The sequence below is a fragment of the Streptomyces sp. Ag109_O5-1 genome, assembly GCF_003814875.1.
Taxonomy (GTDB): Bacteria; Actinomycetota; Actinomycetes; order Streptomycetales; family Streptomycetaceae; genus Streptomyces; species Streptomyces sasae.
The window spans coordinates 5,623,272-5,649,216 of the sequence record NZ_RKQF01000001.1; the positions used below are offsets into that span (position 1 = coordinate 5,623,272).

Below are 25,945 nucleotides of genomic sequence, written 5' to 3' on the forward strand. Positions count from 1 at the left end.
TCCTTCTGCAGGGTCAGCGCTTGGAGCTGAAGAGTTTGACGGTGATGCCGCCGACGCCTATGGGTCCGGCGGCGTGTGTGATGACGGTCGCGGTGTGGGCGGCGATGTTGAGCAGCCAGACCAGAGCGGCGGCCAGTCCCCAGCCGCCGACGACGACCGCGCCGGCGATGGCGAACGGGTACAGGAAGCGCCGTAGCGGGAAGCTGCTGCCGGTGCCGTTGATGTGCGCCATAACGGGATCTCCTTGTCTCTCGGGTTTGTGTGGGTGGGGCGGCCGGGCGGCCTGTTCAGCGCTCGCTCACTGCGCCGGGGCGGGTGGGCGAGGGCAGGACGGAGCGTCCGGAGGCGAGCACGCGTGAGGGCCCGCACCCTCGGGGGTGCGGGCCCTCAGTGACGGGCGTGCGTCAGAGGTCGGAGGGGAGCTTTTCTCCGGTCTGCGCGTCGTAGGCGATCCCGGTCGGGGACAGCCGGATGGTCTGGGAGGCTGCGCGGGATCCGTCCTTCCAGGTGCGTCCGCCGATCGCGATGTGGACCGTCACGTCGGCAAGGGGGTCGGTCACCGGCAGCTTGATCTCTGGGGTCTTGGGGAACCATCGGTCGTTTCCCAGAGTGCTTTGAGCGCTCTTGCCGGCTCCGTCGATCTGCAGGTACCTGGCGTTCTTGTCGAAGTACGAGCGCAGTTCAACGATGACGTTGTCCCTGTCTGTGGTCCACTGCGCCACGACGTCAGCTTTGACGCCGTCGAGGGTGAGCGCCGCGCCGGACCGGCCCTTGTAGGCGGCGGCTTTCTGCTGGCGTTCCTGGGTGTGGTGTTCGTTCTGGGCGTGTGTCCACACTCCGGCTGCCGCGATGGACAGGGTGGCGACCGCGGCGACGTAGGGCCAGGTGCGCCGGCGTTCTCGCGCCGGTCGTTCGTCGTCCAGTGTCGGTGTGGGGGTAGGCGGCGGGGGCGCGCTGTGCCAGGCCGGGGACGTGCTGTCGCCGTTCTTCTCGAACCATTCAGCGTCGTCGTTGCCCATGCGGGCGACGGTAGCGCGCAGCCTCATCGCCTGTCCGGGGTCACCGTGCAGATCCGCCACCTGCGCACGGGTCTCCAACCAGGCAAGCGCCTGGGGGGAGTTGATGCCGTGGGTGTTGATGTCCTCGCGCTCAAGAAGAGCGGCCAGCTGAGCGGCCTCGTCGAACCGGCCGTCCATCGCGGCCTGGAGAACGCTCTCGTGGCGGGCAAGGTCGAAGTGCTCCGGCACGCCGATGACGTTCGGCGGCAGCGTCTCCCAGTCCCAGGCGTCGTCGGCTGCCATGAACGGGGCATGCAGGTCCTCGCTCGGGTCGGCATCGACGCCGGTGCCCTCGCTCGTCACCGTGACCGGCTCCTCCGAGACGGTGGTGTCCTGTTCGACCGCCAGGGCCTGTTGCGCCTTGCGGCGGCGTGAGGAGGTGTCGGTGAGCGCGGCTTCCTCTTCACTGATGACGGTCTGGACGATGTCGACGTAGTCCGGGCCGACCTTCCACACCGCCTGTCCCGGATCGAGTGTCGGGATCTTCTCGACTGCCCAGGCGGGCAGACCGAGCAGAGCGCCGACGATGGCCGCCTCTTCCCGGTTCAACCGGCCAACGTGGGCGATCTCGCACAGCCGGGCCAGGTCGCGGGCCTTGCCGTCGCCCAGGTCGGACAGCGTGTGCATCAGCACGTCCAGCGACAGCCCGGCTTTGCGGGAGTTCTTCAGCAGCCGCTGGATCATTTCGGCGGTGGCTGGGGCGAGCAGGATCTGCCACGCCTCCTCCAGCACCAGGTGCTTGTGCACGGCGGTCGACTGGCGCAGCCATACGTGCTCTGCCCAGCAGCTGACCGCGGCCATGAGCGAGGGGATCGCCGGGGAGTTGCGGTCCAGGTGGGAGAAGTCGAAGGAGAGGATCGGGAGATCCGTCTCCGGCAGGCTCGCGTCCTGGCCGTCGAAGAGGCCGCGCAGGCTGCCTTCGGTGTAGCGGGACAGGCCGATCGCGGCGCCCTCGCCCCACTCGGTCAGCTTGGCGGCCGGCCAGCGGCCGTCTTCCGGGCTGACCAGCACGTCCACCAGGCCGTTGAGTGAGGTGGCCTTGGGGTGGTTCAGCGCGTGTTGCAGGGCGTGGGTGGCCTGGTGGGTGAGCGCGCCGGGTTCGACCGCCAGGATCAGCGAGCGGACCAGCTGCTCGCGCACCTCGGGCGGGAACAGCTCACTGACCGGGTTCAGCGTGAACGTGCCCGCCTCGATGACCCGGCCACCCAGGGAGCGCACCAGTGGCGCCCACTCACCCGCGTTGTCCTCCCCGAAGCTGTCGATGACCACGGCCTGATGGCCGTGGTCGAGGATCTCGCGACGGATGCGCGTCTTCGCGGTCGTGCTCTTGCCGGAGCCGAGTCCCCCGAGGGCGAGGCTGTTGGTCGACGGCAGCAGCGCGGCCGAGGTCTGGACGGGAGAGAGGTGGAAGGGCCGTCCGTCCAGCAGGGACCGGCCGATCGCGATGCCGGGGAAGGTGGTGTTGGAGGCGACCAGCGGCGCTGTGATCGCGGCGTGGGTGGTGGGCAGACGAATCACAGGATCGCCCCCTTCCTGGTAGAGGCTCCATGCGGGGTGGTCATCACGTGCGCGCGGTGCTGCTGGCCGGCGAGCCAGTCCAGACGGATGCGGTGTCGGTCGGCCGAAAGACAGGCCTGCCAGCGAGCCTCGGTGACCGACTCGGGGCTGTCGCCCCACACCGTGAGGTAGGCGTCCAGATCCACGAGGGTGGCGCCCTGGACGAGCGCGCCGTGCGTCGTCCCGCTCGCGATGTCGTGCGTGTCGGCCTTCACCTTGTCGGCGGTGAACGCCTCGCTCGCGGCGCGCTGCCACTTCGCCGACCGGCGGGACAGTCCCGCCGACAGCGGCCGGTACAGCACGGCAAGCGACCGGTCCGTGCCCGGACCGAGCAGCAGGTTCGGCATGAGATCGCCGTCCGTCTCCTCCGGCCAGGCGGTGATCCGGGCGGTCGCCGCGTAGCGGCCATCGTCCAGGCCTGCCCAGCCGGAGCCGCGTTCGGCCACGGCGGGCAGCGGCTCCGGTTCCACCGGGGTCAGCGCCCCGAGACCGGCGAACTCGGCTTCCAGACTGTCGATGACCCGTGCGGGGTGGGCTATCAGCCCCTTGGGGATGTGCACGGTGATCGTCTGGGTGTGGTCGGTGTAGTCGCGGGCGGTGGTGTGGTGGGTGACGTGGACCTGGACACCCGCACTGCGGGCCTGCCCGCCGGCGAACACCAGGGCGCGGGCGAACGCGTCGTGAAACGCGGTCCGGCGCTGCGGGTCCTGCATGGTGCCGTGCTCCGGGTACAGCGCCCACGTTGTGGTCACGCCCGGGTGGGCCGTGATCGTGTCCGGGGCGCTGCGCTCGCGCAGATGCCGGTAACCGACCGTCGCCCACCGGGCGATGGAGCGCGGCCCCGGGGCGAGATTCAGCACGGCGGCCGTCGCCCCCACGGCAGCGAACGTCCACACCGGAGGCGGGGCGATCATCGCCGACATCAGCGCGGCACTCCCGAGCCCGGCGTTCACCTTGGTCAGCAGGGTTTCGGCGCGGCTGAGTCCGCGCTGCAGAGCGGGGATGCGGTAACCGGGGGTCAGGGAGTACACGGGAGCAACCTCCTGAAGTCTGTGAGGGAGTGAGAACCCCTGGCCCCGGCGCCGCTCCTGGCGCCTGATGGCGGCGGAAGGAGCGGACGCCGGAGCCAGGAACCGGCTCTACGGGGTGGGCGGCTGGCCCGGGGCCCGCCGTGGAGTCGTCGCCGGGCGTCGGGGGCCCGGCGGCGGGGTGGGGGGATTGGCCGGCTGGCCTGCGGGGGCCGTGGCCTGCGGCCGGGTGGTCCGGTACCGCTCGCGCACTTCCCGCAGTTGCTGACGACGGGCCGCGCTTTCACGGCCGTCCCGCGTCTCCTTGGCGACGGCCGATGTGGTGGTCAGCCGTCCGGACCGCTCGGGCTTGTTGAGGCCGTAGGCGGCGAACAGGACACCGCGGTCCTGGGACAGGGCGCGGCCCGGGGTGTTCAGGGTCCGGGGGCCGCGCGGGGTGTTCTCCTTCTCGTAGAAGTCCGGGACACCGGCCCGTACGACCGCGTGGGCCAGAGGGCTGGGGGTCCGACCTTCCACCCAGGTCCGGGCGGCGCGGGCCACCCTGGGCCCGAAGTACGGCACTCCGTGGAAGATCATGCGGAGCATGAGGACGTCCGCGGCGACCAGCAGGACGGCGTCCACCACCAGGGAGCCCTTGGCGAGTTCGACGAAGGGACTGACCAGCAGCAGCGCGAACGGGGCGAACATCAGCCCCAGCAGCCGCATCGCCCACGTCTTGACCGCCGACGTGTCGCCCCCTCGGGCCAGCGATGCCAGCACCAGCGGGGCCATGCACACGAAGGCAAGGATGCCGAGCTGGCGGGTCATGAACACCAGCGCGGCAAAGGCGAGGGCGACGACCAGAGCACTGACGATGATCAGGATGGCGAGCGGGTTACCCGAGTCCGCTCCGTGCTGCATGTCGTCGCTGATCGCGCCGAACAGCGTCGACTCGTTGCTGCTGAACGCAGCCGTGAACGCGCCGCTCACAGCCTTGTTCAGCAGCATGACGGCCCCGGGGACCGACGCCATGCCGGCGACGGCCACCAGGGTCCATCCGGTCGACGCGCCCATCTGCTTCAGGCGGGGCATGCCCTGCCAGGCAGTCAGGGCGCACACGACGACGACACACACGAAGATCGCGACCGCCAGGTGCTGCCCGAGCCACAGAAACGGCTCGTACAACCCGCTGTCGGATCGAGACGGCGCCCACGCATCCTTCGGCGCGATCAGATCATCGATCTTCTTGATCAAGTTGTTGGCCAGGGCACGGACGTGGTCGGAGGCGCCACCGGTGATGCCGCCTCCGCTGCCCGTTCCGGGGGGACCGTCTGAGCCGGAGTGATCCCCCGTGCAGTAGTCGTAGCCCGGCGTGCCTTTCAGGAGGGCACACGGATCTTTGTCCGCCACGACGTATCAGCCCTTGGCCTGGGTGACGGTGGCGAACAGCGTGTCCCCGTACAGCGCAAGCACGACGGCGACGAACAGCGTGCCGATCGCCATCGACCCCTTGCGCAGGGCGCCCTTGGGGTCGCCGGACAGCTGCAGCAGCATGCGCAGCGCGATGATCGCGACGACGGCGGCGACGCCCTTGGTGACCAGGCCACCACCGGTCAGGCCGATGGTGCCGAAGAAGTCCTTGAACCCGCCGGACATGTCGACGGGCTTGGCGAGCACGGTGAACTTGGACATGGATCAGATCTCCTTGTTGCCGTGGGAGGTAGGGCGGGCGACGGCGATCAGGTCCGTCATGACGTCCAGGGGGTCGTAGCGGACCTGTGTGCCGGGGCGGGGGGCGTCGATCATCCAGCCGCCGCCGAGGTAGATGCCGACGTGGTGGATGCCCGTCAAACTGGAGCCGTAGAAGACGAGATCCCCGGGGCGTACGTCACCGGGCTTGACGGGCTCCGAGGCCGCGTACTGCTCGACTGCCGTGCGGGGCAGGGAAATACCCGCCTTCGCGTAGGCGTAGAGCGTGAGCCCGGAACAGTCGAACCCGGAAATGCCTGTCCCGGAACGGCCCTTGGGAGAGCAGCAGGTTCCCGTACTGGGTCCGTCGGCGTTTCCGCCGCCCCACGAATACGGCTGGCCGATCATTGCTTTTGCCGCGCTGATCGCGGTTTCGGCCTGCGTCGTGGTCGCGGTCTTACCGCTGGACGGCTGCTGAGCGAGTGCCTGAATGGATTTGACGTAGTTCTGTGTCTCCTTGTACGGGGGGATGCCTCCGTATTTGCGGACGGCGGCGCTTCCCGCGTTGTAGGCGGCGAGCATGTTGCTCTGCGCGTTGCCGGGTACGTCCTGGACTTCCTTGGCTATACCGCAGAGGTATGCGGCTGCCGAGGGGATCGCGTCGGCGGGATTCCACACGTCGCGTTTTCCGTCTCCGTTGCCGTCGATTCCGTGGGTCTCCCACGTGGACGGCATGAACTGTGCGATGCCTTCCGCTCCGACCTGGGACTGAGCTTTCGGGTTGAAGCCGGATTCCTGGGTCAAAAGTGCGGCGAGCAGGTTCGGGGTGACCTCGGAGCAGGTATGTCCCGCGTCCTCGATCAGGGATTTGTACTGGCTGGGGACGGACAGGCTGAGCGCCGTCGACACGGGGTCGTCGCCGGCGCTCTGGACGAGCGCGGCCACGAGGACGGCCGCGGTCGCTCCGACGCCGACCGTGACGGCTGTAGAGGCATGCAACGAGCCTCCTCCCTCCTTCCTGGTCTATTGATCGTCTGTGCTGGTCAGCACCGCCATGGCGGACCGCCAGACCACCGCCACGAGACGGGCTGTGACCGCCACGGCACCGCCACAGTGGCGGTGCCGTGGCGGTGGTGCTGGCGGTGCGGGGTGGCGGTCACGGACCGGACATAGCGGCCGCGGTGAGATCGGCCAGTCGGTAGCCCCGGCCTTGCGCGGTCTTCACCGCGGGAACACCGAGCAGCCGGTTCAGTTGCTTTCCGCGCTCTGCCGGATCGCTTTCGTCGATCCCGAGAGCCGGGGCCAGTTCGGGCGTGGCCATGAAGTCCACACCGATTTCCCGCAACAGGCCGATCGCCTGCTTCAGCGGAGAATCAGGGATCGCCGCTTCACGCCGGGCATGGACTTCGTCGACCACACCCCAGATGAACTCATCCGAGAAATTGAAACCCCGGATCAGAGTTGACGAGCCGTTCGCGAACAGCACGCTCTGACCCTTGACGTCCGGATCGAGAAGCGCCGGGTGGATCGGGGCGACCGTATCGAAGTACGAATCCCCGAGGGCGACCTTCGCACTGCCCTCGGACGCCACGTATAGGCACATCCGGTACAGGAACTGATCCCGCACCTTCACCGGGATCGCATCGTTGGCCGGGCGCTGTGTCAGCATCACCGTGGAAATCCCGGATTCCAGGGATTTCGCGACCAGGGAACGCGACTTGTCCGTTACCCGACGAACCTGTTCCCTTCCTTCCTTGGTTCCGTCGTCGGTGTAGAAGTCGGCTGCCTCGTCGATGATGAAGAACACCGGCTTGAACACAGGTGCGGGCTGCCGGTTGCGGATGGCGTCCTGCAACTGCGTGTACCGGTCGTCCACGCGACCGAGCAGCTCATCGAGCATGCTCTCCATGACGGCCGGGTCGTCGGATGCCTCATAGCGCACGGCGAGCTTCTCGAACCTGGTCAGCCCGCACAGCTTGCCGTCGAGCAGGTACAGGTCGAAGTCGCCGTACGCGATCAGCAGGCACGTGATGAGCCCGTTGACCAGCGTCGTCTTGCCCATCTGGGTCATGCCGCCGACCAGCAGGGAGGCCTTGTCGAAGGTGGGCACTCCGGCGAGCCGGCCGGTGACCTCGTGTCCGAGGGGAACCCCCGCGAACGTCTGGATCTCCTGCCGGGTCGGTGCCGGGAAGGGCTGGCTGAACGGGGGTTCGTTCAGCACCAGAAGCCGCACACGGCGCTCGGTCTTCCTGCTCGTCTCCAGCTTCAGGTGCAGGCGGGTGACGCCGAACATCGACGCGATGGGACCGAGCCGCTTGGCCACGTCGTCGTGGGTACGGCCCTCCGGCACCAGGAAGTCGTAGACGGTGCCGATACCGGGCAGCGTCTCGATCGTGACGTCACCGGCACGGACTTGCTCGCCCCGGCCGATGGCCCCAACCCTGCTGAGCACCATGGTCAGTTGCGGGTGGCTCTCATCGCCGCTCGGCAAGGCCTCGGCAGGCACCTGTGCTTCGCCTACGGGCCCACCGGGCGCCTGCGCCTCAACGGCTTGGACAGAGGATTCCTGTTTCAGGGCCGTCTGTTGGGTCGCAGGGGAGGTTCCCGGTTGGCGCGCCCACAGGCGCGGGACGCCCCAACGGATCCTCCAGGCCAGGTAGCCGAGTGCGACCAGCGCCCCGACGGTGAGCAGGACCGTGGCCGGCCAGGACAGGCCCAACTTGTCCTTGATGGTGGCGAGGACGCCGAAAGCGATGGCCAGAACGCCGATTCCGCCTGCCATCTGCCCGTACGTGTCCTCGCCCGGACCTTGCTGTTTCTTCCTTGCCACACCCCCTCCGTTCTTGGTGATCGTGGGCACGCGGGCATGGCTCGCGCGTCCCGTCGGATTCATGGGATTTGGTTTCTGTGGTGCTCGCCGGGTCTGCTCGCCGGGTCTGCGAACGTGCCGCTCGCCGGGGCTCACCGGGTCTGCTTCACTGGTGCGGTCGACTGCTTCCGGCAGTCGCGACGAAGGCCAGCCCATTAGCCCTGGGCTGGCCTTCATTGCGTCGTGCCGGACGCCGGTTACGGCTGCGCGTCCTCCGCGTCGATCAGCGCGGCGTACGCCTTGCGCACCCGCTCTTCCTTCGCGGAGAATCCCGCCGCGCGGTACGCGGCCAGGGCCTTGCGGTAGGACAGCGGGGGGTTCTCCGAGTGGCGCAGCCACCGCAGGACGACCGTGAGCTGTTCCTCGGTCAGCGGCTCGCCCGGCTCGGGTGTCTCGACACCCGCCACGGCTGCCACCTGCGCAAGCCCCGGCCAGTCGAGCGGGGTGTGTCCCTCGCCCTGCGACGCGGGGAGTTCCGGCACTGGGGACACGGGGCCGACCTGCGGGGACACAGGGGACACACCCGGGGACACACCCTCCTGTGTCCACTGGCCCAGCACCTGAGCCAGGTCCTCATCCGAGAACAGCGCCGGAACCTCCTGCGGGACGTCGGCCGCGGCCGTCACCGGGTGCTTCTTGTTGACCTTCTCCAGCTTCTTGGCCGCCTGGTGGCGCTCCTTCTGCGCCCGCCCCAGCGCCTTGCGCTCCTCGCGCTCCAGCACGGCGGCCGTCCTCTGTCGGTCGGCCTTGGCCCCGGTGACGGCACGGCCGATGGCCACTTGATCCCGGGTGGCGCTGCGTACGGCGTCGATCTGCTGCTGTGCCGCCGGGGAGATCCGGGTGGAATCCCGGTCGACTGCCATGATGAGCGTGGCCTTGGCGGCGGCCGGGACCACCGCGCCGATGACCGCGACGACCGCCGTGGCGTACAGCAGACCGTGGGTGAACAGCACGCCGACCGAGGTGACCAGGAACAGCCAGCCGAGCGAGGCGGGCAGCTTCCCGGACGATCCCTGTCGGCGGTGGGCGGTCTCCATGGCCAGCGCGTACAGCCATACCGCGTCGTAGATCCCGGCCACGGTGTAGGCGAGCGGCGCCGGGGCCTGGTGGGCGAGGATCTCCCCCACCGCGTAGACCGTCCAGCCCAGTGAAAGGCCGGTCAGGCCGACCGGCAGACTCCAGTGCACCGCCCTGCGGGCGGCTTCCTTCCACTCCATGTCCATGTGATCACTTCCTTTCGTGTTCGTCGGGGTAGGCGCACAGCACGCACATCCCGAGCGACGTCGGGAGGCAGTAGCTGTAGGTGAGCCAGCACTTCGGGCACGTGCGGCGGGCGAGCATCGCCAGCGCGAGCGCACCCCACTTGCGGGAGGTCATCGGCCGCACCGGAAGCGCGCGGTCGACGTGGTAGAGGTAGGCGACCCTGGGAGTCCCGGTGCGCCGGTTCATGCGCATGGCCTGAGCCGCTACCGGCTGGCCACCCGGGCGCAGGCCACGGGCCCGTAACTGGCGGCGCGTCGCGAGCCCGTCGGGGGCGAGCTTCCAGGGGTAGGTGGGAACGCCGTAGCGGGCGCCGGACGGGTCGAAGCACTTGCCCCACGCGGCGGACATCAGGCCGCCGCTCCGGTCGGTGCCGGGTCAGTGATGTCGGCGTAGGCCACCAGCTCAAGCACCGCGCCCGCATACGCGGCGGATGCCTTGAGTACGCGCGTCCCGCCGTCCGGACCCTGCGTACCGTGCTTCACGGCGTCCGGGTCGATGCCCAGCGCTTCACGCCACGCCTCGAAGTCGGCCAGGTCATCGTGGAAAGCCAGCTTGAGCCGGTCCGGGTAGATGGTGGTCACGTCCAGCATCGGTGCCGGAAGGTGCCCGAAGTCCACAGTGAGCAGCCGTAGCGCCCGCAGCGGCACGGACATGTCGTCCAGCGTCAGCCCCCTGCTCATGCGGCAACCCCCCGGCGCGCGGTGCGGCGGCGGGCGGGGCGGGCCAGCGGGACCACGTTGAACAGGTCCGGGTGCTCCTCGACGACCCGCGCGGCCAGGCGGATCAGGTCGTCGGGCAGGGTGCGGTACTCGGGGTCGGCGAGGATGTCACGGGCCGCGTCCAGCCGCGCCGCGCGCTCTTCGGCGCTCTCGCCGTCGACCCCGAGCCAGAGTTCGGTGGGGGTGCCGAGGGCGAGTTCGGCGAAGTCCTGTGGGGTATCGGCCCGATGGCCGCAAACGTAATTGAGCATGGGAGCTCCCATGTCGAAGGGATAGGAGAAGAACCGGAAGCCGCGAGAGAGCGCCCACCACAGGGCGGCGGTCAGTCCGGGAGTGCGGCCAGCACCGCGTGAGGCGGCGGGCCGGAGTGCCCCGGCCGGGAGTCGAACCCGGCCGGGGCCATCGGGGCGGTTGGGACGTCAGTACGGGTGCGGACCGCGCGGACGCTGCGGCAGCGGATCCTTCGTCTTCTCGTGCTCCGAGCCAGCCATCAACGGCCGCCCCGGGCACGCGCGTTGTCCTCGCTGCGCTTGTTCGCCGCAGCAGCCTTCCGGGCCAGTTCCGCCCGTTCCTCGTCTGTCAAACTGGTGACCACAGGTGCCTCCACATCAGGTGCCTGTCCGCGGTCCCTCGGGTCGCACCCCGGGGGACCGCTCAGGGCCGGACTGTCCGGCTCCCCCCGCCCCGCCCGTACAGCCGGCGCACCCAGGTGCGGGCCGGACGGGCGAGGAGAGGCAACCGGCCGCAGCGCAAGCCGCTGCGATGCCAGGAAGAGGCGGACCGGGAAGTCGTTCAGGCGCCGCCGGCCGGTCCCACACGGCGGCGCCCGGGTATGTCGTCGGCCCACGCCGACCTCCCGCAGGTAGCAGGAACACGGCTTCACCGGCGCTCCGTTGCCACGGATCACCGGTCCCGAGCCGGGAAATTCGGGTGCGTCATCGTCGCTGCTCTGACGCCAGCAGGCGGCTTGCACGAATCGGTGCAGGTTGGCGTGCCGCCGACGACATCACCCGGTCGCCGCGGGGGCGGTCTCACTCTTGCCGCCACGTGCGTTGGGGCCCCGCTGTACTTCCCCACACCCGGGATCGGGTGGCGCCGGCCAGGCGCGTAGGGGAGAGCAGACGTTCATCACGGCGGTTTGCCCCCGGACCCTCGCCCTAGGCACCTACCGCGACCGCCGACTCGCGTCAGCCCCGCACGATCACTGTTCAGTTCTCAAAGAACGGACTGCGTCTTGCAGTACCTGTTTTACAGGTACTGCAAGGGGGGCCGTCAAGTACCGTCACGGAACCCACTGGTGTTTGCGCCGGGATGTCTTGGCGCACCATCAGAATCGCCCCAGGTCAGGGGAGTTGGTCACCCCACCCATGGACAGCTCAGGTTGAGCTCGCTACCGTCAAGAGCTCCCTAGATGTCCAACGGAGGGGGCAGATGTCCAACGAGCGCTTGCGATCGGCCCTGTTGGCGCGAGGCATGACCATTCAGAGCCTTGCTGAGGAGATCCAGGTCAATCCGAAGACCATTGAGCGCTGGATCACGCAAGGCAAGGCCCCGTATCGGCGGCATCAGTACGCAACGGCGGCAGCTCTCAAGGTCGACGTGACGACGCTCTGGGACGACGACCGCAATGCCGAGAGTGCCTCGGACCTGACGAAGGCCGAGATCGTCACCGCCTACCCGCATCGCCACACGGTGCCGTCAGACCTCTGGCGTGAGATGTGCGAGCGCGCCACGGAGTGCATAGACATCCTTGTGTATGCCGGCATCTACCTGGCGGAGGACCCTCTCTTCTTCTCAACGCTGAAGAAGAAGTCCGAGAGCGGCGTCCGTATCCGAGTGCTCATGGGTGATCCGGAGTGCGAAGCCGTCATCCGGCGCGGCGTCGACGAGGGGCATCGCATCATGGATGGCAAGATCCGTAACGCGCTGGTGAACTACCGACCGCTGTTCACCAGCCACCCCGAGATTGCCTTTCGCTTGCACGACACGGTGCTCTACAACTCGATCTACCGCGCAGATGACGAGATGTTGGCAAACACCCACGTGTACGGCATCGGCGCGTACCTGGCGCCTGTGTTCCACTTGCGGCGGCTCCCCGGCGGTGGGCTGTTCGACACCTTTGCCAATAGTGTTCAGCAGACCTGGGAAGGCGCCAGGCCAGTAACCGAACGCGACATCACGGGAGCTTGAGCATGGGACGCATCGACTACTTGCACGATCCGGACGCCCCGCCGGCCAACTCGGTCGTGCCCTCGGTCGTGGCGTTCGTCCAGAACGACGCTGGGCAAGTGCTCATGATTCAGCGATCCGACAATGGACGTTGGGCACTACCCGGCGGCGGCCACGACGTGGGCGAGTCCATCAGCGACACAGTGGTCCGTGAGGTCTGGGAAGAGACGGGCATCAAGGCGGAAGTCGTCGATATGTCGGGGATCTACACAGACCCTGGCCACGTCATGCAGTACGACGACGGCGAAGTCCGGCAGCAGTTCAGCATCTGCTTCCGCGCACAGCCCGTCGGCGGCGAGTTGCGTACGAGCAATGAGACGACGCAGGTCCGTTGGGTCGACCCAACGGACCTGCGAGAGTTGGACGTCCACCCCACGATGCGGCTCCGCATCGAGCACGCCATGGACCGAACGCGTACCGCTCCCTACATCGGCTGACGCTTGGCGGTAGCAACGCGTTCGAGGACGCGAGACGTGCACCCATGGATCTCGGGCTCCGCACGGCGGATGAACTTTCCGATGAGGCTGTCGGGCCCGTAGCGTCCAGCGATCTCGTTGATCCGGTCGATCGGGTTCGTGGGTGTGCCGTCCGGCGTGGTGTTCATGTCGCAGTAGCAGAGCGCGTCATTCAGGTATGCGCTCTCGCGGGGGAACTCGCCCTCCAATTCCTCACGCAGACCGCGCGCTTCCGCCTCCAGCCAGGAGCAGGAGTGATGGGCGACCAGGTTGATGACACGTTCGTCTGCATTGGCCACGTCCCGGAGGTAGCGGGCACCGTCCAGTGGGTGGAAGCCCGTCTTGGCCAGGTCCGGTGCATAGCCGATGTCGTGCAGTACCGCCGCGGCCTCCAACAGGTCCGCGTCCTGGCCGAGGACAAGAGCGATCGTACGTGCTCTCTCGGCGACCCCTAGGCAGTGCTTCCACCGCCGGGGCAGCGGCTCAGCGAGCAGGGACTCAGCCAGGGGATAGGCCCACTCCGTCAACGTCGGCAAGCTACGAACGCTCCTCTCGCGTCGGCACGGCGCGGACTGTCCGCACCCTGCCCTGTCCTCCCCCCGCCAGCAAGCCGGCGGTCTCCAGCTTGTCCAGAGCTTTGGTCACCGTGGGACGGGAGACCCCGAACCGTTCGGCCAGCACGGAGGCACTTGGGAACGCTTCCCCGGTCTTGAGTCCGTCAGCCGTGATGATGTCTGCGATCCGCTGATCGAGCGGGCGCCGATCGACTCGATCACCCGAGCGCACGACGCGCCACCGCTCGCCTGGCGCAGGTTCGGCCAAGCCTTCCTGCCGCAGTACGCCGTACGCGCGGATGGCGACACCGCGTGAGACGCCGTGTTCGCGCATGACCTCAGTCAAGGACGGCAGCTCTGTCATCTCCGGGTCGCCCTCGATCAGCACCTTCACTGAGTCGGCAATCTTCAGGAAGGTTCCCCGAGGGCTGGCCTGCTGCGACACTCGCTCTCCCTCTCCGTTCGCCCGTCGTCACCCCCCAAGAATCCCACGGCTCGCGCCCGCTGCGGTGGAGCCCGGACGGCGGCGCACATGCGCGGGGCCGAACGAAGCGCGTCCGAGTCGCGGTCTTGAAAACCGACGCTGCACGAGCAGTAGAACCTTCTCTACTTCCGTCAAGGCGGCTCGCACAGCTCGCCGGGCGCGCCCCGGCCCCCGGCCGAGCCTGCGCTCCTGTCTCCGCCCCGCTCCAGCCCGGCCAGCGCCCGTGCCGCGCGCACAGCAATCAGCCGCCAGATGCCAGAGAAAAAGTACGTCGTGGCTGGGGCGGTCGGCTCCACGGCTTTCGCCCCCCCAGCCCGCGTCTCGCGTCGAACAACACCAGGGGCCACTGGTGCGCATCGCGGTCAGGCTTGGCGCCCGCCCGAGTTGCGAGCCAGCGTACGGCCTCTGATCATTCTTGACTGCAAAACTTGCGGGGGTCGATCCGCTGAGTCACCCTAATTAAGAGGCTTGTTACTCAAGAGCGCACACTGAATGGCATATTAGCGCTTCAGACCTCAGGCTACCACCAGTATAGCGCTGACGGAGGTTCGGCCGTGTCTGGTTGGGTGACAGCCGCAAAGTGGCAACCGCCGTGATTACTCACGTTAAATCCGCTCTAGGTCGAAGAAACGTAGCGGCCCTATTTAAGTGACGTATGGGGGGACAGAGGCTTGGTGGCAGTCATGGAGGGCCAAGAGGATGCAGCCCCTAACAGGCCTGCATCTGCCTGTCGAGCACAAAGGAGGACACGTAATGGGCTGCTCTTGCACCGGGGAAGACATCGTATTGAGGAGTCAAGGCGAAGCCCTGTTTCGACGCGCAGGGTTGACGGATATTGCCCAGCACGTCATGCAAATTGACGCGGAAATTTCCGGCGGCCACAAACGACTGAGGTATGAGGAGCGAGCTGCAGCCCTTGGCTTCCCCTTCAATCGTGGAGCCGCAGTACCCCCGGAAGTTTTCTTCCAGCGGGCGAAGCGTCACGCCCAACAAGCCCGATTGGGACTGAGGAGTGCGTTCGCTTCAGATGAGTGGACAGCGATTCGCAACAGTTTCTCCCACGACGGTGATGAATTCGCGCAGTCACTAGGTGAACTTCGCGGCGCCTTCCTCGAAGCCGTCAACAACGCCGACGTACCTGTGGCCGACAGTCGCGAAATTGCGAACGCCTTCGACCGCGTAGCCGATATTTCTCGCCAGGGTGGAATTGACGGGCTCTTGCCATTCTTCGATGAGCAGTTCAGTCAGTTCGACGAGATCCTCACAACGGAACGTAACTGGGGCCGCGAAGGTCACTCGCCGCTCGAATGGTGGCAATGGCTCATCATCATCGGTGTTCTGGTCATCTCCGTTGCAGCATTGATTGCCTGTCTTTTGTGGTTCGGGTGCTCTTGGATATCTGCCATCTGGGTCGCCTTCTGTTCGGGCACATCGGCCGCTGCCGGCGGCTTTTGGGCTGGTATCTGTATAGGCTTCGGCTTCTAGGCTCGGTCATCCCGCACGGTCATCAGCAGCGAGTCCACGAGTGTCCAGCGTCCCTACCTCTCTCGTAGCCGACCGTCAACGGCAGTCAATGGTCAACTGACCACCGAGGAATCGCGGGGCACACCGGGCAGGCATCAAATCGGCGACCGCCGTCAGCTCTGGGCCGTGAAGCTGTCATCGCGGGTCTGCCGTCGCGGCTCGTTCTGGTCGATGACTCACCCCATCAGCGTGGCTGAGGCCGGTGGGGGTGCAGTGAGGCATACGCGTGCGTGATCGGTCGACGCACCCGCCATCGTGGCTGACTGTCGTCGGCTGAGGTTCGTGTCACAATCGTGCCAGATGCGGAGGTCAGCCACGGTCAACGGCGGTGTCTTGCAGTCGAGTTGCCAGCCGCCCCGCCATGTGCCGAAGCCGCTGGTCACCCAGTAGGCAGTCGCGCCTCTCTCCTAATGCGGTGTTCCTCCGCGGTTCCATCGAGCGACCGTTCCTGGTGACGAAGTCCTCGCGGCGGTGCCTAGTCCGCTGGCTCGTAGCCCTCGTCCTCCTCCATGTCGCCACCACCGTCGTGCCAGGCCTCGATCTGCGCTTCAAGCATGCGCTGCCCCATCTCCCTCAGGAGCGACACCATAGGCGTGATCGCGACGATGCAGTGTCTGGGTAGGCCAAACCCCGTGGAGCCGGCCCCTCTGGAAACGGTGAGCCAGGTCAAGATGCAGGGTTCCTCGCCGAGGGGGACCCAGCCTTCGTGTGTCCGCAGTAGGTTGGCCGACTAACGGGGAGAAAGGATTCCCATGGACGCGCGGGCCACAGAGAGCTTCTACGTTCCGTCCGACGGGTCCAAGGACCGGTTCGTGCCTCCTCCGGGCAGGATGCCCCGGCTGCACCTGATCGAGTACCAGGGAGACCTCCGCCTCTGCGAGGACGAAACGGGCCTCCTGGTGGGACCGACGGACCAACGCCTCCACCTGGCGGGCCTATATGCCACGAACCTCCGGGGTGAGCGGTATTACGCGAAGGCGGCCCGGGAGGCCGACCTTCGGCCCGGTCGACTGGTGCGCCTTGTCCCCGAGCCCGACAACCCGAACGATCCCAACGCCCTCGCGGTCTACCCCGAGCAGGGGCCTGGCCCGGTCGGGTACGTGAACAAGGCGAAGGCCCGCTCATGGTCGAAGGTCCTGGCCCAGGGAGTCCGGCTCCGAACCATCACTCTCCGAGGGACCGGCCCGGGAAAACCTTGCGATGCAGTCGCGGTGCTCGCAGCTGATCCGAGGGTCATCGACCACATGCTTTCCCCACGGCCCATCGGACTGCCCACCCCAGTTTTCCTGCGGAGCCACTGACCGCGGCCCGGGCTGGTACCTCGCGCTCGCGAGGGCTGTTCCTTTTCCCGCGGACAGTATGGGGAACGGCTACCAGCGGACCGTTCCTTAGAGGGGACGCCCTGGGGAGTGAACGGGGAGTGGATCAAGAAAATAATGATTCGCTGCACCCGCGCCAACCAACGCACACCAAGGCTCTGACCTGCCCATATACTCAACGATCCTGGTCAGCAGTCTTTCCGCACATTATTCGGGACGAAGAGGTCGTGGGTTCAAATCCCGCCACCCCGACGCTGGTCAAAGGCCAGGGAGTATTAATACTCCCTGGCCTTTGTCGTGCCCAGGGGGCCAAACGAATTGGATCAGGCTCCCGCGGCGCCCTCTTCCGAGGCGGACGTCTGCTCCCCTTCCGGATCTTCGGCGAAGATGTCGTCCATGGCTTCGGCTGTGGCCGACCACACGCTTCGGCAGAGCGATGGTCCACCGGCTCTTCCGGGTCTTCGTCTCGCCGTGCTTGCGCACCGAGCGCCACACCGCGACGTGGGCGGGATGCCGTCCTTCGTCTCCAGGGAAACGTGATCCCAGGTGACGGGCGCGCCTCCTTCGCGCTGACACCGCTCAGCAGCGAGACCACGAGGCAGCGCGGTGCCGCTGATCGATCACCGTGTTGCAGGCCGAGCGGGCCTCGTCGTTCGCCATGTTCTCGGCGGTGACGGCCGGTACGCGCAGCGCCGTTCGTATCCCCTGCCGCGTCGTGCCGTCCATGGCGAAGATCCCGACTACGTACGGGACGCGCCCCCAGGAGCAGGCGGGATCCTCGCCGGTTCCACAAACCCGTTGGTCCCGTGTCGGAGGCAGGCACTAGAGTTCGATCCGTTGCGTGATGTTCACAGCAACCGTACAAAGAGCGCGGCCGGCCTCCGGACATCCGGGGCAGCGTGGCTGCGCCATTCCCGTGGGGGGAATCCAGCAGTGAGAACACGCTCTTTGGTGTCGGCGGCCGTTTCCGCCGCACTGGGCGCCGCGCTCCTCGCCGCGCCGACGCTGGCGTACGCGGACGGCGGCCCCGGGCAGGACCCGGCGGCCACCGCGACCACGAACCCGACGACCGGTCCCACGCCGACGGACACGCCCACCAGCACCCCGTCCGACACTCCTTCGGACACCCCGCTCCCGTCCGACCCGTCCATCGGCGAACCGTCGGACACCCCGACCTCCGCCGGTCCGACCCCGTCCGACACGCCCTCCGGCGACCCGACGCCCGACCCGAGCAGCCACGCGCCTGCCGACGGCACCGGCGCCCCGGTGTTCGGCAACGTCGGCTCCGACCCTTCCGACGCCGGCTTCCTGACGGTCGCCGTTTCCTCCGATTCGGCGGTCACCGAGGTGTCCGCCGACCTGACGGAGCTGCACGGATCGGCCCCGGCAACCGTCGCGGTCACCGGCTTCACGCTTGTCTCCGGCACGCCGCAGGACGGCGTCTGGCGCTCGCCGCGCATGTCACAACTGCCGTCCTACGGCAGCTACGACGTGACGGTCAGCGCCCAGGACAGCGACGGCGACAACACCACGTCGGCGCACGCCACCACCGTGGACGTCGAGCCGAAGCCGGTCTTCGCCGACCGCAGCATCAGCCCCGCCGTGCTCGACGTGGAGCACACGCACGTCACGCTCAGCGGCCGGATCTCGCTCTTCGACCCGATCACCGGCGACACCTCGCCGCTGGCCGGCCAGGCGCTGAGTGTGGTGGCCGAGTACTCCTACAGCGCCGTCACCGCCGCCGACGGCAGTTACGCGATCGACGTGGCACCGAAGTTGAACGGCGAGAACGCCACGTCCGTGCCGGTCTCCCTCTCCTTCTGGATCGTCAACCCCGACGGCACGAACACCTATGTGCTCGTCGACAGCAAGACCCTGCCGGTCGTGGTCAGCCCGAGCCGGATCCGGCTGGATCACTCCAGCGTCCAGATCAAGTTCGGCGCCAAGGCGTCCTCGTCCGGTGTCGTGGAGTACCTGTACGACGGCACCTGGCGCCCGGCCAAGGGCGTCGCACTCGACATGGGTTACTACGCCACGACGACCAGCGGTGACGGCGGGCGCTTCACGCTCACCGACCCGTACATCCCGTACGACGACGCCACGTTCACGGTCGAGACCAGCTCCGACAGCTACCTGGCCGACCCGTATCTGACCGCCTCGCACGCGCAGTTCAAGGTCGACGTCATCAACAAGACGAGCATCTGCTTCTGTTCGAGCTGGATCGACGAATACTCCGACCTGCACATCCAGGGCAGCATGACCGCCAGCAACGGCAAGGTGCCGCCGAACCGGAAGCTGTACCTCCAGCAGTCGGCCGACGGCAAGACCGGCTGGAAGTCGCTCGGCTGGTTCACCACGAAGTCCGACGGCACCTTCAACCTCGACGGGTACGTGGCCGTGCCGAAGGGCTACTGGCGGCTGTACTCGGCGGGCTCGTCGGACTACCAGCCCGGCTACTCCAACTCCGTGCACTTCAATCGCACCGCCACCCGGATCACCGGTTTCAACGCCGGGCCCGAGCCGGTGCGCAAGGGCCACACCGTGACCACCACCGGCACCTTGCAACGGCTGAGCGGCACGAAGTGGGTGGCGTTCGGCAAGCAGCGCGTCTACATCCTCTTCCAGGCCAAGGGCAAGAAGTCCTGGACGCAGTTGGGCTCCGTCAAGGCCGACTCGCACGGCCACTTCACCGCCCGCTTCACCGCGAAGCAGGACGGCACCTGGGTCGGGGTCTACCTCGCGTCCGGCTCCTACGTGGACGCCGAGAGCTACCACGACTACGTGGACGTGCGCTGAACAGCCTCTTGTGACGACCATCACGAAGGGCGCCCCGGGAACCTCCGGGGCGCCCTTCCCCTTTACGGCCGCGTGACTGCGCGGCACCAGGAGCTCCGCCTCCGTCCGGCCCGCATCCAGGTGAACGGGGAACACGTCGCCCAGCCGAAGGGCCTGGTGGTGCCGGTGTTGCGCCCTGCGGTGGAGCCGATGCCGGCGCAGACGTCCAAGGTCACACCAGGACAGAAGGTTCTGCCAGCGGCGTCAGCGCCTGAACCGCTCCCGCATGACCGCAACTTCCCAAGCCGGCGGTGTGCGGCGGGAGAGGCGAGGAAGACTGGGGCCGAGGCCTGTCTGCAGCCGTCGGCGGTAGGGACGGCCGGCGGCGGTCGCGGCGGTCAGGGGGTGCGGAGACTGGTGGTGTACACGTCCGTACGGTTCTGTGGTGCGCCGGAGTTGGTCTCGGTGAGCACCGGCCGTACTCCCTTGCCGTCTGCCGCCAGACCTTGGTAGTCACCGAGGAAGTAGCCCCCGGAGAACGGCGCCTGCAGCCAGTCGAAGATCCGCGAGATCCGTCGTTCGGTCCGGAGCTTCGGGTTTCCCTGTTGCAGCGTGGCCAGTTGGTAGGCGGTGGGCAGGGTGGTGGTGTTGCCGGGCTTGAGGAAGCGCAGGTCGTAGTAGGTGAGCGCGATCGTGCCCCGCTCGGCGACCGCGATCGACGGTGAGAAGGCCGGAACGCCCTTGGGGCTGATCAGCTCCGGGGTCCCCCAGGTGCGTCCGCCGTCGGTGGACCGCACAAGCTGGACGGCGTCGAACTTTCCGCCGGAGAAGTCCGAGCCCTCGTAGGCCATGTACAGCGTGCCCGACTTGGGGTCCACGGCCGGGCTCGGCAGAGTGGTCCCGTCGCGCAGCAGTTTGGTGGGGTCGTTCGGATCGACCTCCGGTACGGAGGTGTCCCGGGCCACGGCGACCGGGGCGCTCCAGGTCTCGCCGGCGTCGGTCGAGGTGACCATCTCGAAGTGGGCTTCGACGACGGTGCTCAGGTCGTCGGACTGGGTGATCCGGTCGAAGAAGTCGTACAGGGTGCCGGTGCGCCGGTCGACGACGACCACATGGCCGATGGTCTGGGTGTTGGGCACTGCGCTGGTGTCGACGAACGGTCGGGCCTTGCTCCAGGTGCGGCCGCCGTCGCGGGTGAGGGAGAGGTAGCCGGGACCGTCGAGGGAGCTGGGGCCGGGCGGGTCGTTGTCGAGGCGGTCCCAGACCTGGTAGGCGGTGCCCTTGCGGATCGGGTCGGCAGTGAGTGAGGGCTTGTCGTTGAAGAACGGCTGCTCGTCGACGTGCGTGGTGGTGAGGTTCCGCCAAGTACGGCCGCCGTCGCGGGAGGTGACTGCCAGAATGGCGGTGCGCGTGCTCTTCGTGAAGTCGACGCCCTCCCCGCCGGCGTAGACCGTGCCGTCCGGTCCGGTGCTCACCCAGGGGTCGGTGGCCCGTTCGTAGTCCGCGCCGCCGGGGGCGCACAGGCTGAACGGCAGCGTGCTCTGGTGGAAGGTGCGGCCGTCCGTGGTCCAGCCGGCCGCCAGGCCACGGGCACCGCCGTCGCTCCAGCGGTCCTGCTGGAACACGGTGACCACGCGCCTGGAGTCGCGCGGATCGACGGACAGGTACGGCTCGACCTCGGTGCCCGGGTAGACGATGCTGTCGGGGGACCTCGCTCCGATGGTGCACTTCGCGTACGGGTCGCCGTGGGACACCTTGACCAGCAGTGGTGTGGCGTCGGGGTGCTGTTCCGCTGCGGCGGGAGTCGTGCCGGTGACCGTGACGAGCAGGAGCGCGGCGGTGGTGACGGCGGTCAGGGGCAGGACTACGCGCATGCGGGATCTCCTCCGGGCCTGTCGGCCGGTGCCGGGGTACGGGACCGCCGTCATCGGGGCGGCCCGGGGCACGGAGGCGTACCGGAACGCGGGGGTGGGGCGACTCCGCTTGGTCCTTTTCGGCGGTGCGGCCGGTGCCCTTGATGGGCCGAACGGCGGAGTCAATCCCCGGGGTCATCCCCAAGGGCGTCGAGGAGCACGGCGGAGCCGGCCGGCGGGTGCACCGTGCCGGTCGGCGATGCCGGCGGATCTGCTCGTTTCCCGCGCCTGTTCAAGACCTGCCGAGTGTCGACGACGGTCGTGATCCATGGGGATGAGAAATGCGAACGACGTCGTCGGTCACTGTCGGCCTCCCCACCGGGGCCGCGTTGTGTCGGGGCGGGCCGGGGAGGGCGAGGAGGAGACGGGCCGTACGTGTCTCCGACCGGTGCCGGTGGGCGGCTGTCGCGCGCGGTCCTCTAGCGCGGTTCGTGGGCCGCCGCACGGCAGGCAGCGGTCGCGGCGCCGCCCGCCACTCCGGCCCCGTTCAGCCCGGTCACACAACTCTGCAGGTCTCCGACCACGCCTCGGCCGCAGGCCGCTGTGACGGAGCCGGAAGCGGTGGCACCGGCCAGTTCGGCCATCTTTGTGCAGGCGGGGATGTCCGCCCGGGCCGCGGGAGCGGCGAGGACCGCTCCACCGAGGGTGAGGGTCAGGCCGGTGAGGGCACCGGCGATACGGGTCGACGTGCGCATGGGACGCACCTGCCTTCCGGGTCGGCCGCGCGGTCCTGGTCCCAGTGGGCCGGACCCACGCGGTAAGGCCGCCTGGCGACGCTCGGTGAGTGGTGCCCCGGCCGAAGGAGAGGGCCCCGGACCGGATGAGACGCACTCGGACCTCCACTCACGGGCCCCTCACTCCAGCGTCGCATCCTCTCCCCCGCCCGTCCTGAGCACCCGTCTCCAGGCAACCGGCTTCGGTCGCTCCGTCAAGCGTCGGAGGGGTTACGGCGCCCGCCTGCCACGACTCGCGCGTCTGCTCACCGTCACCCATTCTGAGTAATAGGCCGTCCCTGGCACAGCCCGGTCGTCCCGAAGCACCGAACTACCGAACCAGGGACACGCGAGAGGAGAACGGCATGCGCACACGACGACTGCTTGGGCTCGCCCTCGCCACTGCCACCCTCGTCGGCATGAGTGCCGTCGGCGCCGCCACCGCTCAGGCAGCGACGCACCCTTCCATATCATCCGATGAGTGCACGGCCCAGGGCGGAACGGTCAGCGGGGGCGGCCCATACCTCCCGCCCTCGTGCAAGTTCCCCGACGGGCACTCGGAACGCATCACCTGAGCGCGCCGGACCGACTTGCAGACCCACAGGACCCGCCCGCCCCGCCCCCTCCGGGGCGGGGCGGGCGGGGCGGGCTGCTACGGGTTGAAGTTGAACGTGAAGTCCGGGGCGGTCACGGTGAACTCCAGCATGAGGATCGTCCGTGAGTTCGAGTCCGAGACGTTCGAACACCACTCGAAGGCGGTGTGCGGGACCGTCTCCTGGAATTTGTCCCGCCACTCGGTGCCGTTGCCCGCGAAGGCGTAGCAGTACCAGATCGGGTTGACGGCCTGTGCGTCACCGCCGTAGACGACGGCGGTCTCGCCGGGGCCGATCTTCCACCAGCCCTGCTTCCGCCAGTTGCTGCTGGCCGAGCAGTTGGGCAGGTACTGCTCGACCATCGTCCAGATTTCGCGCTCGTAGTTGTTCTTGAACCTCAGCGGCACGGCGCGCCTCCTACTCCCCGCCCGGCTGCCTGCGGGCAGCCGGGCTTCCGTCGGACCGGGTCAGGGCGTTGTGCGGGCTCGAATTGTCCGTCCCGCCGGGGCGAGCGCCGGATCGGCCGGCTGTGATGGCACGTTCCAGTGCCTCTTCGTCCGCGTCGGTTCTCGGATCGACCGCCTCGGCAGCCTCCTGTGACATGGGACCTCCTGTCTCCGTCGGTCAGATGCGGAGGAGAGGTTCCCCGGGGAAGGTTCGGCGTATCGCAGCGGGTGGGGAGGTGCCCCGTACGGGGGTCATAAACTCGTGGCGTCGACGCGGTCGGTGTTCGCCGGTGCGGCGGCCGACGGGTGGAGGGGAGGCACGCCGGTGTGCACGGTGGATCACGAGGCCGCGGCGGTGACCGCGACAGCAGCTCTGACCGCGGCCTACCCGCACCGTTGTGACCCCGCGCAACCGCGCAGCCGCAGAGTCAGCCGGACAGAGCTGTGCGGTCACCCCCGAGGGCGCATGCATGCGAAGTCCCGGGAGAAGTCGCGGGAATTGTCAGAGGGGAAGTCGGAGCAGAAGTCGGAGGGGGCTCGGCGGGCAGGCGGATTCGGAACAGGGCGCCCCGGCCGGGGGCGGTCTCCAGTTCCACGCGGCCTCCATGGGCGGTCACCAGGGCTGAGGCGATGGCCAGTCCCAGGCCGGCGCCGCCGCCTTCCTGGCGGCTGCGGGAGGTATCGACCCGGTAGAAACGTTCGAACACCCGCGCCGCTTGTGTCGGTGTCAGTCCTGGGCCGGAGTCGGCGATCTCGATCACGCAGCTGCCGTCGGCGGTGGTGCCGACCCCGATCCGTACCGGGGTCCCGGGCGGCGTGTGCGCGACGGCGTTGCCGATGAGGTTGGCGACCACCTGGCGCAGCGGGCAAGAAGGCCAAGAAGAAGGTCAAGGAGCACGACGAGAAGCACCACAAGCACGGCCACCACCATCACCACCACAAGCACGGTGCCAAGAAGCACGAGAAGTAGTCGCACAGGCCCACAGGTCGACGCCGGCGTGCGTCCATCGCGGCCCCAGGTGCGTGGACGCACGCCGGACCTTTCCGGCTCGGAAGGGGTGAGGGAAACGGAGCGCCGGCAGTACGTGCACACGCCAGGGGACACGCCTGCGGCCGGGCAGGTCCGTCACGCGCGGATGTCGCCCGCCGCGGCATTCCGCGCCTTCTGGCCGCCGGCGCGGACGAACCGTTCCACCGTGACGGCGTCGGTTCTCCTGCTGGTCGTCTCCGCCGGGTGCGACACCGCGGCCATCGGCATCGTCTCGTACCTCACCGACGACGTGCTGGCCACCGGCGACCTGGCGCGCTTCTGGCGGCCCGCCGAACTGTGGCTCGCGCTCGCCGGGTTGGGCGCCCTGGCGTCGTTCGGCGGCGGCTACCTCGCGAGTTGGGCCGGCCAGCACTTCCTGCTGGGCCTGCGCGACCGCAACTTCCGGCACATTCAGCAGCTTCCGCCGGACTTCTTCGACCGGAGCGGGAACGGTGACCTTGTCAGCCGGCTGACCGGTGACATCGGGGCCGTGGAGTCCCTGGTCACCGGCGCCCCCGTGGAATTCATGGCCTCGGCCGCCGGCGCCGCCTTCTTGGCCGCCGCCGTGTGGACCAACTGGCTGCTGGCCCTGGTGGCCTTCTCCGCGGCACCGGTGATCTGGCTCGTCACCGGCGCCTTCGCCGTCCGGGCCCGCACGGCCGGCCGGGCGGAGCGGGACAGCAACGGCGAGCTCGCCTCACTGCTGGAGGAGAGCCTGGCCAACATGCCGGTCGTGCAGGCCTACAACCAATGGAGCCCCTGCGCCGCCTGGCGGCCGGCCGGACCACGTTCCTCTCACCCACGACCTGCGGCTGACCGCCGATGCCGACCTGGTCCTCGAACTCGGCCACGGCTCCTTGCACACCCTCACACCGCGGGCCCCGGCCCGTGTCCTCGCCCACGCCGAGACGCCTCGACCGAAGCCGCGGGACACCGAATCGGACGGGGTTGCCAGGGCACCTGCCCACAGCGGGAGTTGTCGTCGTGCGGGCATGGCCTGAATATGGCGGTCTTGGCCAGAACCAGTACCGTTTCCCCAGCGTCGTACGGCTTGTGTGCCGACGGCCTGAACTGTGGGGGGACCACATGAGCGGCGAGATCTACTTCAGCAACAACTACCGGGACCTGTGCGTGCGTGACGGGACCGGTGCGGGCTTCCAGTTCGAGTTCTCCTGCTCGCGCTGCTACGACACCTGGCGCTCGCCGTTCGAGCCGTACGCCGGGGAGCGGGCCGCCACCTGGCTACGGAAGGGGGTCGACGTGGCCTGGGGGCTGCTCGGCCGTACCGGTACCGGGCTGACGTCGGCGGCCGACGGGCTGGCGGGGGCCGGCTACGGACGCGCCCGCGACCAGGCGTTCGAGCGGGCCATCGGTAACGCCCAGGGGCACTTCAACCGCTGCGCACGCTGCACGGACTACGTGTGCGGCCGCTGCTGGAACGCCGCCCAGGGCCTGTGCCTGCGCTGCGCGCCGGACACGGCGGCCGAGGCGATGGCGGCCCAGCAGCGCGGCCTCAACGACATGGCCTCGCAACGGGCCTACGCCGCCGGGCAGCAGGCCGGGCAGGGTTACGACCCCAACACGCCCCGGCAGCTGGTCTGCCCGCACTGCCGTACCGAGACCCACGGCGCCGCCTTCTGCTCCGGCTGCGGCCATCAACTGGCCCAGTCCGACCGGTGTTCCTCCTGTTCCGCCGCCGTGCCGGACGGGGCGGCCTTCTGCCCGGGGTGCGGTACGCGCAGGTAGCG

The 25,945-nt window shown here is 68.4% G+C and carries 25 protein-coding genes and 1 pseudogene; 7 read left to right on the forward strand and 19 right to left on the reverse strand.

From position 1 onward, the window contains the following. Positions 1-13 precede the first annotated feature (13 nt). From EDD90_RS25270 to EDD90_RS25320, 11 genes are all read right to left on the reverse strand, one after another. Positions 14-232, reverse strand: a complete 219-nt coding sequence (locus tag EDD90_RS25270) for a hypothetical protein (RefSeq protein WP_185149213.1) — start codon at positions 230-232, stop codon at positions 14-16. Between the two features lie 172 nt (positions 233-404). Next, positions 405-2,576 carry a hypothetical protein gene (locus tag EDD90_RS25275; RefSeq protein ID WP_123975334.1) on the reverse strand — a complete coding sequence of 724 codons (2,172 nt, stop codon included), beginning with the start codon at positions 2,574-2,576 and terminating at the stop codon, positions 405-407. Then, positions 2,573-3,646, reverse strand: a complete 1,074-nt coding sequence (locus EDD90_RS25280) for a hypothetical protein (RefSeq protein ID WP_123975335.1) — start codon at positions 3,644-3,646, stop codon at positions 2,573-2,575. The genes EDD90_RS25275 and EDD90_RS25280 overlap by 4 nt, the downstream gene beginning before the upstream one ends. 108 nt (positions 3,647-3,754) lie before the next feature. Next, a complete protein-coding gene (locus EDD90_RS25285) occupies positions 3,755-5,032 on the reverse strand; it encodes a hypothetical protein (RefSeq protein ID WP_123975336.1) in 1,278 nt (425 codons plus the stop codon). Positions 5,033-5,038: 6 nt separating this feature from the next. Further along, entirely contained in the window at positions 5,039-5,314 is a 276-nt protein-coding gene (locus tag EDD90_RS25290) for a hypothetical protein (protein WP_123975337.1), read from the reverse strand. Positions 5,315-5,317: 3 nt separating this feature from the next. Next, positions 5,318-6,310, reverse strand: coding sequence for a bifunctional lytic transglycosylase/C40 family peptidase (locus EDD90_RS25295; RefSeq protein WP_123975338.1), 993 nt, complete (start codon positions 6,308-6,310; stop codon positions 5,318-5,320). A gap of 157 nt (positions 6,311-6,467) precedes the next feature. Continuing rightward, entirely contained in the window at positions 6,468-8,171 is a 1,704-nt protein-coding gene (locus EDD90_RS25300; RefSeq protein WP_185149214.1) for an FtsK/SpoIIIE domain-containing protein, read from the reverse strand. 206 nt (positions 8,172-8,377) lie between these two features. Then, positions 8,378-9,403 (reverse strand): hypothetical protein, encoded by a 1,026-nt coding sequence (locus EDD90_RS25305; RefSeq protein WP_123975340.1) that lies wholly within the window; start codon positions 9,401-9,403, stop codon positions 8,378-8,380. Between the two features lie 4 nt (positions 9,404-9,407). Then, complete coding sequence (locus tag EDD90_RS25310) at positions 9,408-9,791, reverse strand: RRQRL motif-containing zinc-binding protein (protein ID WP_123975341.1); 384 nt, start codon at positions 9,789-9,791, stop codon at positions 9,408-9,410. Then, positions 9,791-10,123, reverse strand: coding sequence for a hypothetical protein (locus EDD90_RS25315; protein ID WP_123975342.1), 333 nt, complete (start codon positions 10,121-10,123; stop codon positions 9,791-9,793). Before EDD90_RS25315 ends, EDD90_RS25310 begins: the two co-directional genes overlap by 1 nt. Then, the gene (locus EDD90_RS25320) at positions 10,120-10,413 is read right to left on the reverse strand and encodes a hypothetical protein (RefSeq protein ID WP_123975343.1); all 294 of its coding nucleotides are present in this window, start codon (positions 10,411-10,413) and stop codon (positions 10,120-10,122) included. The genes EDD90_RS25315 and EDD90_RS25320 overlap by 4 nt, the downstream gene beginning before the upstream one ends. A gap of 1,180 nt (positions 10,414-11,593) precedes the next feature. On the opposite strand from EDD90_RS25320, the gene EDD90_RS25325 reads away from it, so the two are divergent. Both EDD90_RS25325 and EDD90_RS25330 read left to right on the forward strand, forming a co-directional pair. Then, positions 11,594-12,352: a helix-turn-helix domain-containing protein gene (locus EDD90_RS25325; protein ID WP_260328040.1), complete on the forward strand. Its 759-nt coding sequence runs from the start codon at positions 11,594-11,596 to the stop codon at positions 12,350-12,352. Positions 12,353-12,354: 2 nt separating this feature from the next. Beyond that, a complete protein-coding gene (locus tag EDD90_RS25330; protein WP_123975344.1) occupies positions 12,355-12,828 on the forward strand; it encodes an NUDIX domain-containing protein in 474 nt (157 codons plus the stop codon). On the opposite strand, the gene EDD90_RS25335 is transcribed toward EDD90_RS25330, so the two are convergent. Both EDD90_RS25335 and EDD90_RS25340 read right to left on the reverse strand, forming a co-directional pair. Beyond that, positions 12,816-13,382, reverse strand: coding sequence for an HD domain-containing protein (locus tag EDD90_RS25335; RefSeq protein WP_123975345.1), 567 nt, complete (start codon positions 13,380-13,382; stop codon positions 12,816-12,818). The genes EDD90_RS25330 and EDD90_RS25335 overlap by 13 nt on opposite strands. Before the next feature lies 1 nt (position 13,383). After that, complete coding sequence (locus EDD90_RS25340; RefSeq protein WP_123975346.1) at positions 13,384-13,845, reverse strand: GntR family transcriptional regulator; 462 nt, start codon at positions 13,843-13,845, stop codon at positions 13,384-13,386. Positions 13,846-14,583: 738 nt separating this feature from the next. On the opposite strand from EDD90_RS25340, the gene EDD90_RS25345 reads away from it, so the two are divergent. Next, positions 14,584-15,369 carry a hypothetical protein gene (locus EDD90_RS25345; RefSeq protein WP_123975347.1) on the forward strand — a complete coding sequence of 262 codons (786 nt, stop codon included), beginning with the start codon at positions 14,584-14,586 and terminating at the stop codon, positions 15,367-15,369. 514 nt (positions 15,370-15,883) lie between these two features. Here the strand turns inward: EDD90_RS25345 and EDD90_RS25350 are convergent. Then, positions 15,884-16,078 carry a hypothetical protein gene (locus EDD90_RS25350; RefSeq protein ID WP_123975348.1) on the reverse strand — a complete coding sequence of 65 codons (195 nt, stop codon included), beginning with the start codon at positions 16,076-16,078 and terminating at the stop codon, positions 15,884-15,886. 82 nt (positions 16,079-16,160) lie between these two features. Between EDD90_RS25350 and EDD90_RS25355 the strand changes: the two genes are divergently transcribed. Continuing rightward, positions 16,161-16,709, forward strand: coding sequence for an HIRAN domain-containing protein (locus EDD90_RS25355; protein ID WP_123975349.1), 549 nt, complete (start codon positions 16,161-16,163; stop codon positions 16,707-16,709). Between the two features lie 597 nt (positions 16,710-17,306). Here EDD90_RS25355 and EDD90_RS55605 read toward each other — a convergent pair. Further along, a complete protein-coding gene (locus tag EDD90_RS55605; protein ID WP_185149215.1) occupies positions 17,307-17,453 on the reverse strand; it encodes a hypothetical protein in 147 nt (48 codons plus the stop codon). A 207-nt stretch (positions 17,454-17,660) separates the two neighbouring features. On the opposite strand from EDD90_RS55605, the gene EDD90_RS25365 reads away from it, so the two are divergent. After that, a complete protein-coding gene (locus tag EDD90_RS25365) occupies positions 17,661-19,523 on the forward strand; it encodes a hypothetical protein (protein ID WP_123975350.1) in 1,863 nt (620 codons plus the stop codon). A 377-nt stretch (positions 19,524-19,900) separates the two neighbouring features. Here EDD90_RS25365 and EDD90_RS25370 read toward each other — a convergent pair whose 3' ends face one another. From EDD90_RS25370 to EDD90_RS25390, 4 genes and pseudogenes are all read right to left on the reverse strand, one after another. After that, the gene (locus EDD90_RS25370) at positions 19,901-21,376 is read right to left on the reverse strand and encodes a sialidase family protein (protein WP_123975351.1); all 1,476 of its coding nucleotides are present in this window, start codon (positions 21,374-21,376) and stop codon (positions 19,901-19,903) included. Positions 21,377-21,834: 458 nt separating this feature from the next. After that, positions 21,835-22,110, reverse strand: coding sequence for a hypothetical protein (locus EDD90_RS25375; protein WP_123975352.1), 276 nt, complete (start codon positions 22,108-22,110; stop codon positions 21,835-21,837). Between the two features lie 670 nt (positions 22,111-22,780). Next, positions 22,781-23,128: a DUF1036 domain-containing protein gene (locus EDD90_RS25385; RefSeq protein WP_123975354.1), complete on the reverse strand. Its 348-nt coding sequence runs from the start codon at positions 23,126-23,128 to the stop codon at positions 22,781-22,783. 467 nt (positions 23,129-23,595) lie between these two features. After that, positions 23,596-24,030 (reverse strand): annotated as a pseudogene (locus tag EDD90_RS25390) (sensor histidine kinase); the annotation flags it as partial. Positions 24,031-24,363: 333 nt separating this feature from the next. Here EDD90_RS25390 and EDD90_RS25395 point away from each other — a divergent pair. Together EDD90_RS25395 and EDD90_RS25400 are read left to right on the forward strand one after the other, a co-directional pair. Continuing rightward, a complete protein-coding gene (locus EDD90_RS25395) occupies positions 24,364-25,287 on the forward strand; it encodes an ABC transporter transmembrane domain-containing protein (protein WP_260328041.1) in 924 nt (307 codons plus the stop codon). Next, a complete protein-coding gene (locus EDD90_RS25400; RefSeq protein ID WP_123975356.1) occupies positions 25,284-25,943 on the forward strand; it encodes a zinc ribbon domain-containing protein in 660 nt (219 codons plus the stop codon). The genes EDD90_RS25395 and EDD90_RS25400 overlap by 4 nt, the downstream gene beginning before the upstream one ends. The last annotated feature ends 2 nt before the right edge of the window (positions 25,944-25,945 follow it).